The following is a 10,752-nucleotide window of genomic DNA, read 5'->3' on the forward strand; positions in this document are numbered from 1 at the left end:
CGGGGGCCACGGGGGCCTCCAGTCTGCCCAGCCGCGCCGGGGCTCATAGAATCCCCGCATGCTCACTGCCGGCACCGACGCTCCGTCCACTGCGACGACGGTCCCCCCTGTGGTGCCTGTTCCGGAGCTGGGTCACCAGCCGACGGCCGTGCCTCCGGTGGAGGAGCTGTTTCCTTTTCCGCTCGATCCCTTCCAGCTGGAGGCGATCGATGCCCTGAACCAGGGGCATTCGGTGGTGGTGAGCGCCCCCACCGGCTCCGGCAAAACCCTGGTGGGTGAATACGCCATCCACAGGGCCCTGGCTCACGGGCAGCGCGTGTTCTACACAACACCGCTCAAGGCCCTCTCCAACCAGAAGCTGCGCGATTTTCGCCAGCAGTTCGGCGAGGAGCGCGTCGGTCTGATGACCGGCGATCTGAGTGTCAACCGGGAAGCGGCGATCGTGGTGATGACCACGGAGATCTTCCGCAACATGCTCTACGCGGAGGTGGATCGGGGCGACGATCCGCTTGCCGACGTGGAGGCGGTGGTGCTGGATGAGTGCCACTACATGAACGACAGCCAGCGCGGCACGGTCTGGGAAGAGTCGATCATCCACTGCCCGCCGCCCGTCCAGCTGGTGGCTCTCTCGGCCACGGTGGCCAACGCCGGCCAGCTCACCGATTGGATCGAGCGGGTGCATGGTCCCACCACCTTGGTGATGAGCGATCACCGGCCCGTGCCGTTGGCCTTCAGCTTCTGCAGCGCCAAGGGCCTCCATCCACTGCTCAACGATGAGGGCACCGGGCTCCACCCCAATTGCAAGGTGTGGCGTGCCCCCAAGGGCGATCGCCGCAAGGGCAAAACGCCTCGGCCGCCCCAGCCGGAGCCGGCGCCGCTGCCCTTCGTGGTGGCGCAGCTGGCCGAGCGCGACATGCTGCCCGCCATCTATTTCATCTTCAGCCGCCGTGCCTGCGACAAGGCGGTGCGCGATCTGGGCCGCAGCAACCTGCTCAGCGAGCAGGAGGCCCAGGTGGTGCGCCGACGCCTCGACGCCTTCGTGGCGGTTACCCCCGAGGCCGTACGGGAAGGGGGCCATGCGGAGGCCCTGCTGCGTGGCATCGCCGCCCACCACGCCGGCGTGCTGCCGGCCTGGAAGGAATTGATCGAGGAGCTGTTCCAGCAAGGTCTGGTGAAGGTGGTGTTTGCCACCGAAACCCTGGCGGCGGGCATCAACATGCCGGCGCGCACCACGGTGATCTCGGCGCTCTCCAAGCGCACCGAACGGGGCCACCGGGCCCTGATGGGCAGCGAATTCCTGCAGATGGCGGGTCGGGCCGGCCGTCGTGGTCTGGACGTGCAGGGCTATGTGGTCACGGTGCAGAGCCGTTTCGAGGGGGTGCGGGAGGCGGGGGCCCTGGCCACCAGCCCCGCCGATCCACTGGTGAGCCAGTTCACGCCCAGCTACGGCATGGTGCTCAACCTGTTGCAGCGCTACGACCTTGCCAAAGCCAGGCAGCTGGTGGAGCGAAGCTTCGGCCGCTACCTGGCCAACATCGACCTGGTGGAGGACGAAGCCCGCATCGCGGAACTGCGCCAGCAGCTCGAGCAGCTCACCGGTCTGGGTGGCGACGTCCCCTGGGAGGCCTTTGAGGCCTACGAAAAGCAACGCGACCACCTGCGCGAGGAACGCCGCATCCAGCGAATCCTGCAGCAGCAGGCCGAGGAAACCCTCGCCCACGAGCTCACCCTGGCGCTGCAGTTCGCCAGTGAGGGCACGCTGGTGAGCCTGAAGTGCCCTCAGCTCAGGGGCCGGGTCACTCCGGCGGTGATCGTGGAGAAACCCATGGGGCCAGGGCAGTTCCCGCTGCTGCTCTGCCTCACCGACGACAACGTCTGGATCCTGGTGCCCTGCAATGCGGTGGTGAGCCTGCACGCAGAACTCAGCTGCCTGCAGGTGGCCACGATCGAGGCCCCGGAGCTGCACCACCCCGGTGAATTGCGCCATGGCGATCAGCGCAGCGGTGGTCTGGCGCTGGCGGTGGGCTCGATGGCCCGTCGCCACGACATGACCACGCCCCAGTACGACCTGGCCGGAGAGGTGCGCGATCAGGCCCTGCGGGTGCAACAGCTGGAAGAGGAGCTGGAACGTCACCCTGCCCACGCCTGGGGGGACCGCCGCCAGCTCAAGAAGCAGCGGCGGCGCATGGAGGAGCTCGATGCAGAGATTGAGGAGCGGCAGCGGCTGCTGCATCACCGCTCCAACCGCCACTGGGACACCTTCCTGGCCTTGATCGAGATCCTGCGTTTCTTCGGTGCGTTGGCGGGGCCGGATGGACTGGTGCCCACGGAAGTGGGCCGCACCGTCGCGGCCTTGCGCGGCGACAACGAGCTCTGGCTGGGGCTGTCGCTGATGAGCGGCCACCTCGACGAACTCAGCCCGGCCGAGCTGGCTGCTGTGTTCGAAGCCATCAGCACCGAGGTGAACCGCCCCGATCTCTGGAGTGCCTACGACCCGCCACCGCTGGCGGAGGAAGCCCTGCGCGACCTGGGCGGTCTGCGGCGAGAGTTGTTGCGCCAACAGGAGAAAGCCGCTGTTGTGGTCCCGGCCTGGTGGGAGCCCGAGCTGATGGGCCTCGTGCATGCCTGGGCGTCGGGCACCAGCTGGGTCGACGTGATCGCCAACACCTCGCTGGACGAGGGCGATGTGGTGCGCATCCTGCGCCGCACGGTGGACCTGCTCGCCCAGGTGCCTTACGCTGAAGCACTCAGTGAACAGCTCAGAACAACAGCACGAAAGGCATTGAAGGCCATCAACCGCTTCCCGGTGTGTGAGGTTCAGGACCTCTCCCTTTCCAGCTCCGATCCATCCATGAACACACAACCCTCCACCTCCACGCAAGATTCTCCGGCTGAATGACGGAAAACGCGATCCTCTTGAGACGGCAGAAAGAGTCGTTCATCCCGATCGAAGGGAATGACTCTCTCCTTTCCAGTTATCTGCGCCGCACCGATCGAGCTGTTCACGCATTGTTTGATCAAAGGGGCCTAAAGGATCACGGCAATGGCCATTACTCCTATTTAGCCAGGCCAATCACCATGGTGAGATGGGAAGTGATTCCATCCCTGTCGTTCCACACAGAACACCCTGCAGCATTTTACCAAGATCCAGTGGATTTCAGACTGGTTCTCGATTCCTGCGAACTTGCGGGAAATGAGCGCTGGTCTGTGGTTGGCCAGAACCTCACCTTTCATTGCGAAGCTTCCATTGGTGCATCACGGGGCGGTGTTCGGGCCAGGGCGTACGCCGCCACCACAATCAGACCCAGTGGCTGGTTGCAGATGATTCCTGCCGTGGTGATCCATGAGCTGGCAACTCCGGTGGTGGATTGGGTGCTGTCACGATTGTTGACGCGATGTGAGAAGAGTCTGCGCAAGGATATGGAAAACTGGCTTCAAAAAGAACCCGCAGTAGTGACCTCCTAATGAGAAGTAATATGCCATCAGTAGAATCGGAGGCTGAGAATAGCGCTAGAAGAACCACGGGCTATGGGCTCCAGACCGTGCCTCCTTGGAGGATTCAATGGCGTGTCATCGATGCACTGGTCTACCGCGAACTCAAGACGCGAGTCAGTCAGGTCAAGTTTGGGTTCTTAGGTGTCTTGGTTCAGCCATTGATTGTCATGTCAGTCTTTCTGTTGATCTTTGGTTTGTTTCGTGGTGCGCGGGGTGGGCCATTGGATATTGGCCTTTTTCTGGCAGCGGGAATCGTCTTCTATACCTTATTCAATGATATTGCTATCCGCTCGCTCAATGCTATGGACGCCAACGAAGCCTTGTTCTTCTACAGGCCGGTGAAGCCAGTTGATACCGTCATTGCGCGAGCTGTTGTCGAATCTGGGCTCTACGCTTTGATCCTGATTATCATCGTTGCTGGAGTTTGGATCATCAGAGAGCAAATCATCATCTCCAGTTTTCTGCAGCTTGTTGCTTCATTCATGCTTTTGGCAGTAACAGCACTCGGAGTCGGTCTATCTGTCATGGTTGCTGGACACCTTTTCCCTTTCTTCAAGCAAGTCGTACCACTTTTCTTTCGTCCGTTGTGGTTCATGTCAGGAGTTTTCTTCTCGCTGCAGGGCATACCTCAGCAATTCCGCCCCTATCTCAGTTGGAATCCAATCCTCCAAGCCATCGAGCTTGCACGGAATGCCTTCAATCAAAGCTATCCACTTGAACAGAGCATCTCGATGGGGTATCTTGTTGTTTGCGCGCTTGTTTCCCTAGCATTTGGACTGGGTGTCTATGTCAACAATGAAAAGAACTTGTTAACTCGCTAGCACACTGATGATTGAAGTCAATGGCCTCACCAAGAGCTACTTCCACAAGGGCAAGCGTGTCACAGTATTCAAAGACCTCTCCTTTAAAATCAATCGGGGTGAATCGATCGCGCTGTTGGGTCGCAACGGGGCTGGCAAGTCGACCTTGTTGAGGCTTCTTGGTGGCATTGACCTTCCTGACCGTGGCACAATTCGCAGGAATGGTTCGATCAGCTGGCCTGTGGGTCTCACCGGTGGTTTTCAAGGCAGCCTTTCGGCGAGAGAAAACCTTACATTTGTCTGCAAGATCTACTCATCTGCTGATGAGGTTCAAGACAAGATCAAGTATGTTGAAGATTTTGCTGAGATTGGTGAATACTTTGATCGGCCATTCAAGACCTATTCAAGTGGAATGCGTTCCAGAGTTGCCTTTGGCCTGTCCATGGCGTTCGACTTTGATGTGTATTTAATTGATGAAGTCACGTCAGCTGGAGACGAGCGATTCCGTGCTAAGTCACGAGAGATTCTCCAAGAACGGCACAGGAATGCAGACTTCATTATGGTTGATCATAACTTGCTGGGGCTTAAGTTGCATTGTAATCGTGCATTCCTGCTGCATCAAGGGAAATTAATCGAGTTTGATAGCTTGAGTGAAGGGATCGAGAAGCATAAGTCCTTGCTTCTTAATCCTTCGGAGTCAGTCGCTGATCGCAAATCCACTCAAGATCGTCAACCATCAGCAATTCCGACACAGCATCCGCATAGAGGTGCCACTCCACGAGTGGCACCTCTTGCGAATTCTTCACAACAGATCAGCAAAGTCAAAACCAGTCAAGTCAAGGGAGATAAGAAATGAATGACTTGACAGGTATTGGAGGAATTATCACAAAAGTGCTGACCAAAAAAGATCCACAAGATCTCACTAAGGATGATAGCAGTACGAAGTCTAAGATTAACCTTGCACAGCAAGCCACAAAGAGTATCAGCCGCCGCACAAGACTGATATCAACATTGCTCGTCACCCTGCCGATTGCGATGTCTGGAGTCTATTTCTTTGGGATCGCTCGTAACCGATATGTTGTACGTTCAGACTTTATTGTCCGAAAGGCTGACGATACGACCAGTGGATCAACGAGTGGAATTGCAGCACTGCTTGGTGGTGGTAACCAGAGTTCCTTGGAAGATGCCAGATTTCTTGAACTCTATCTTCAATCTCCTCAAGTGCTTCAGGACCTATTGAAGACCTTTGATTTTAATGCGGCCTATGCGAGGAGTGGGCTCGACCCATTTGCTGGAATTGAACCAGGTGCATCAAGAGAAAGACGGCTCTTGTTCTTCAAAAATCAAGTTGCTGTTCAACTGCAAGAGATCTCTGGAATTATTACACTCAAGACCATTGGTCTTGACCCTAAGACTTCGCTTCGGCTGAATGAGTTTCTCTTGCAAAAGGCTGATAAGTTTGTCAACCGTCTCAATCAAGATATTAATCGTCAACAGCTCGAGTTTGCAGCGAAGGAAGTTGATAAGTCTGAGCTTAGACTACGAAGTGCCAGCGATAAACTAACGGCATTTCAGGACAAGAATGAGGTGCTTGATCCGGCTGGGGAGGCTTCATCCAGCACGGCTGCCATTGCTGCTCTTGAACAGGAACTTGGAAAGCTCAAAGTTCAGGAAGCAGCCAAGCGAAGGCAGTTCAAAGATCCGAAGGATCCAGAGATTCAGTTGATTGCTGATCAAGTGGACGAACTTGAAAAGCAGATCAATAGTGAAAGACTAAGACTTGTTAGTCCATCTGGCAAAGACTTGAGTCGAATAACTGCCGAGGCTGAGCGACTAAAGGGTGAACTTGCCTTTGCTACTGAACTCTATCGTGCTTCACTTACTGCAGCCGAAACAACCAGGGTTGATAGTTTGCGCAAGCAGAAGTTTATGGCCATCCTGTCATCACCCCAACTGCCTGAAGACCCAGCGATGGATTGGAGATTCAGAGGCTTCTTTACTGTTTCGATGATCATTCTTGTTGGATACGCTCTTGTAAAGTTTGTCTTGGGAATGGCTGAAAGTCATCGTGAGTAAGAGTACGTCACTCAGGAGAGTGCTGGTATCCATATTTCGCTTTCTTTACCCAGCAACTCAGTGGAAGAAATACGGTCATTCATCTGCTGCTCATACCTATGCATTGCAATCATATGTGCCTAGGGGGTGGTATGTCCTGCTTATTTTGTATCACGGTTCTGACATGCGAACCTTTGTCCGATTCCGAGCATGTCGCGGCGGATTTATACAAGCGATCAATGTTCGTCCCTGTGTTCGTCGTGTTCGAGTTGTTCGGCTAAGTCACTTATGCCAACCGCTCCTCGAATTTGAGTCTGATGATCCAAGTCTTCATGCTGTTCGGCTCAGATTAAGAAAAGTTTCTTCCTTTCAAGCTTGGCATTTAATCGTTAAGAAGCTAAAGCAAAGACACCCAAGGTATGGAGCAGGTAAATGGAATTTTGAGCGCGCAACTGCTTGGCGAGACTATAATCGACTTCAGTATGGTAGATTCCATCCTTCTCCACTCGCTACGTATGGAGATTGGATCAGACTGGTGGAGCCTAATCTATCCTGCTCGCCACCATGTGTGAACCCAAATTCACAGCATTCCAATCGAAGAATTACTTTTTGGTATGCTCACGAAGGTGAAGCATCTTTTGATCCTGCACCCAATGGTACTTGGGTAATCACAGCTGTTCCGCATCAGATCAACGCACGGCAAGCCGAAAGGGAACTGTCATTCCTGATTGAGTCCAACTCTACTTGCAAGCTGATATCTGTTGATTTCGACAGAATAAGCATTGCCGGCACGCGATATGCTCCTAACTTCAAGCCCGCAGTTAATATTGATCTTGCATTCTCGGATCCTATGTATGCAATAGGCACTGTGATGTCTGCGGAGCTATGGAACCATGCACTTTCTCGGTTGTCAGCATACTCAACCACCCATACTGTCTATGGTATGTTTCTTGAGGCAATCACGTCGGTCTCGCCAAGCCAATTCATCCATCTCCCGCAAATTCTTTTTCACCTTTCGGATCCATTGGATGTCAATGAAAATGACACTACCTGTATTCGGGCATCTGCTGAATCATTGTCCATAGTCAAAGCATTTTGTGAAACTCATGAACCTGGGGTTAAAGTAGACGTACAGTTGCTGAACGGAGGTAAGTGGGGGCAGCAAGTGACATGGACGTTGCCACAGCGTCCCCTCCTTGTGTCAATTCTCCTACCTACAAGAGATTCTTATCCGTTCCTTTCAGCTTGCATCACTTCGCTTTTTAGCATTTCTGCTGGTGTTGAGTTTGAACTCATTATTATTGATAACGGGTCTGTAGACCGCGATGCGTTGCAACTTCTTGAGGAGCTTGACCAGAGTCAAAACGTTTCTTTGATCAGGGACTCTGGGCCATTTAATTATTCGGCTCTCATCAACAAGGGTGCACAACTTGCCAACGGAGAAATTCTATGCTTATTGAACAATGACACAGAAGTCATTACTGAAAACTGGCTATCAATTCTTTCCGGATATGCAATGAGACCCAATATTGGTTGTGTGGGGCCAATGCTGCTTTATGCTGATGATACTGTGCAGCATGGTGGAGTGGTGCTTGGCATTGGAGGGATCGCAGGACATGCTCACAAGTATCTCTCTTCTGAGTCATCTGGCTATCAATCAAGATTACAGCTATGTCATAATTTTAGTGCAGTGACAGGTGCTTGCTTGGTTGTACGGTCGACTTTGTGGCGATCACTGGGGGGGCTCGATGAGCACAATCTACCTGTTAACTATAATGATGTCGATCTTTGCCTAAGGGCGAATTTTGCAGGATACAGAAATCTCTATGTGCCTCAAGTTAAGCTCTATCATTATGAGTCTAAGTCAAGGGGCGCCCCATTGGGATTTGCTTTTCAACAGTGGCAAGAAGAGCGTATGGTCATGCTGAAACGTTGGGGAGACTTGATCGCGAGTGATCCTGCATATAGCCCTCATCTTAGTTTGTCTCATGAAGACTTCAGCCTTTCTTTGTGCGTTGATAACATAGCACCACGCTCTTGCTCTATACCTATCGATCATTATTTAAGTTACAATGAAACTTGATCTTGAGACGATACAGCTCATAGATCGTCCTGATTTTGATAATCTCTTGTCACAAGGAGTGTTTGGGCCGTTCGATCTATGCGGTAGACATGCATCGGAATGGCTTTTGCAGGGTTAGCCTCAAGTCAACCAAGTTTGATCAGCTGTGCGAGTCAGTAATTCGTCGACTTGCTGATGGCTTTCATCAAGATCTTGCACGATGGAGGTTGGCCAAAGGCCCACCTCCACGTTATCAAGATGCTTGGAAGAAGATCAAGGAAGTTAAACAGATTGCTGCGAATCGGCTCATTCTTGCGATCTTGAAAACGCTCTACGGACGAAGCCCTTTTCCCTTTCAAACACTTAGCTTTCCTGTCGGTTCGCAACAACCCTAGCATAGTGATGCTTTGCACTTTCATTCTTACCCACTCGGGTATATGTGCGGTGTTTGGATCCCATTTGAGGATATCTCATCCGATAGTGGGCCTTTAATATACTATGCGGGCAGCCATGGTTTTCCATACCTATCTGCGGAATCACTTCGTTTCACACCGCTCGATCTCGATGGAAAGGCGCATCCTCAAAATCTATTTCAACATGAGTGGGAGCGCCTGTTAAGTGCTTCTAATCTTGAAAGGACAGCTTTCTTGCCCCAACGATCTGAGGCGCTGATATGGCAAGCCAATCTGCTTCACGGCGGGGATATTGTTAAATCCAAGCACAACAGTAGATGGAGTCAGGTTACACACTACTTCTTTACGCAGTGCATCTATACGACTCCCATGTTTGGTTACTCTTGTCAGCATGGTGGCGCCACACTAAGAAATCCTTTTGACATTATCTCAGGATCGAGAGCCGTTCGAGGCTCTGATTGGAAGTATATTCATGCCCTTCGACTCTTGAGTTTTCATGATAGGCTGGTGTGCCAAAGCCGTCGTTACCGACTGTACTCCTCTTCTTGAACCATTTGGCGCCCATTCATTTGGTATTGTTAGCGCCATCTATCTTCTATCTTCTATCTTCTATCTTCTATCTTCTATCTTCTGTCTTCTGTCTTTGATGGATATATGGTCAATGCACCCTCATTTGGGTGTCGTGAATATCTTCACCTCTTCATTCACCTGATGAAGAAAGACTTGGCATGGCCCGCTTTAGTCTTCAAAAACAATCCGGTGACTTGGACCGGTTTTTATGTTGAGTGCCGCAGAAGTTGATGCGGTCAACTCTTCTGATGCTTGCCGCGTTACATGTGACTTGTGGTGGATGCATAACCGTTGAACAGTTGTGATCTTCAGTCGGATCTGCAGAGTGTGCATCGGTAAGTCTGGACGAGATCCAGTAGCTGATGCCCAGTCTCTAGATTCCATGCTGAGCATCTTGTTCTCTGCTTGCCTTGGAGATTAACGGAGGCATTCTTGCTTTGTGGTTCTATCCAGTTCAATGCTTCCAGAGTAGATATCTTCCGAATGGTCTATCACGGTCTCCGCGATCTGTCCACATTACCACTGTGCACAGCTTGTGCTTTGCGTCTGCGGTCCTCACCTTTTGGTTGTGCGAGGCATAGCCCTTCTATGGATTGATGATTTCTGCATCGAGCTGCAATCGACTCCTCATTTTAGGGGTAATCAAGAGCCGAAGGCTATGACCCATTCAATCAATCATTGATGATTGCACACCACTGAAAGATCAACCCTTCGCTCTGTTTCGATTTATTAGCTGGTTGGATCGAAGTACGTTTCGAATGGCAGCCTCCAACAAGCTGGCTTCTTGTACTGTAACCGTCCACCTGATAAGGGTATTCTCGGCGTTTGTCTTCTGCACATGGTATTTGTTTCGTCAACTCTGCAGTCATCCCAATGGCATGAATCGTGTCTCGTTTCAGCATTCTTTTTTGGGGCATACAGATCAGCAAGCCTACAGGTATGAAGGAGGCGAAGGATGTTGTCTTATTTGCAGCTTGGTGGCGCGAGGCTTGTCATGTTCCGCGACGACCGACAGCACAGTTAATCTGTAGACTATATGCAGCAATCAATCTCTTTGATCTAGAATGCTAGATTCTGCAGAGATCTTGACACCATTCGCCTGATAATGGAACTTTTCTCTTCTTGCTATCGCTAAGCGCGAGTTGAGCTGGTCGCCAAGGTCTCAGTAGGGACTCCTGAAAAAGGGCAGCAGAGGCCGGATCCGAAATCTGCTAAGCGGCAGGGATTAGAAGGCTCATGCGCGCAGTTATACAGCGGCCAGTAAATCAGCCATTTCGAGCTGCCACGTGTTTTTGCGCTCAATCCAGGGGCAACCCCGCCATTGCCAGGCGCATAACCATACAAATATTGCGACAAA

The 10,752-nt window shown here is 52.4% G+C and carries 7 protein-coding genes; all 7 read left to right on the top strand.

Translation table 11 applies throughout. The features are described 5' to 3' along the window. The first annotated feature begins 58 nt into the window (after window positions 1-58). The 7 genes from KBY97_RS08765 (at window position 59) to KBY97_RS14825 (ending at window position 9,374) form a co-directional block, all read left to right on the top strand. A complete protein-coding gene (locus tag KBY97_RS08765) occupies window positions 59-2,899 on the top strand; it encodes an RNA helicase (protein ID WP_255146427.1) in 2,841 nt (946 codons plus the stop codon). After that, a complete protein-coding gene (locus KBY97_RS08770; protein WP_255146429.1) occupies window positions 2,896-3,465 on the top strand; it encodes a DUF1997 domain-containing protein in 570 nt (189 codons plus the stop codon). Before KBY97_RS08765 ends, KBY97_RS08770 begins: the two co-directional genes overlap by 4 nt. An 11-nt stretch (window positions 3,466-3,476) precedes the next feature. Beyond that, window positions 3,477-4,316, top strand: a complete 840-nt coding sequence (locus KBY97_RS08775) for an ABC transporter permease (protein WP_255146431.1) — start codon at window positions 3,477-3,479, stop codon at window positions 4,314-4,316. Window positions 4,317-4,323: 7 nt separating this feature from the next. Next, window positions 4,324-5,151: an ABC transporter ATP-binding protein gene (locus tag KBY97_RS08780; protein ID WP_255146433.1), complete on the top strand. Its 828-nt coding sequence runs from the start codon at window positions 4,324-4,326 to the stop codon at window positions 5,149-5,151. Window positions 5,152-5,156: 5 nt separating this feature from the next. After that, window positions 5,157-6,371, top strand: a complete 1,215-nt coding sequence (locus KBY97_RS08785) for a hypothetical protein (protein WP_255146435.1) — start codon at window positions 5,157-5,159, stop codon at window positions 6,369-6,371. Between the two features lie 547 nt (window positions 6,372-6,918). Further along, the gene (locus KBY97_RS08790) at window positions 6,919-8,433 is read left to right on the top strand and encodes a glycosyltransferase family 2 protein (RefSeq protein WP_255146437.1); all 1,515 of its coding nucleotides are present in this window, start codon (window positions 6,919-6,921) and stop codon (window positions 8,431-8,433) included. 386 nt (window positions 8,434-8,819) lie between these two features. Beyond that, on the top strand, window positions 8,820-9,374 hold the full coding sequence (locus KBY97_RS14825; RefSeq protein ID WP_399217545.1) for a phytanoyl-CoA dioxygenase family protein: 555 nt from the start codon (window positions 8,820-8,822) through the stop codon (window positions 9,372-9,374). Window positions 9,375-10,752 lie beyond the last annotated feature (1,378 nt).

It is taken from the genome of Synechococcus sp. ATX 2A4, assembly GCF_024346375.1.
Lineage (GTDB): Bacteria > Cyanobacteriota > Cyanobacteriia > PCC-6307 > Cyanobiaceae > MW101C3.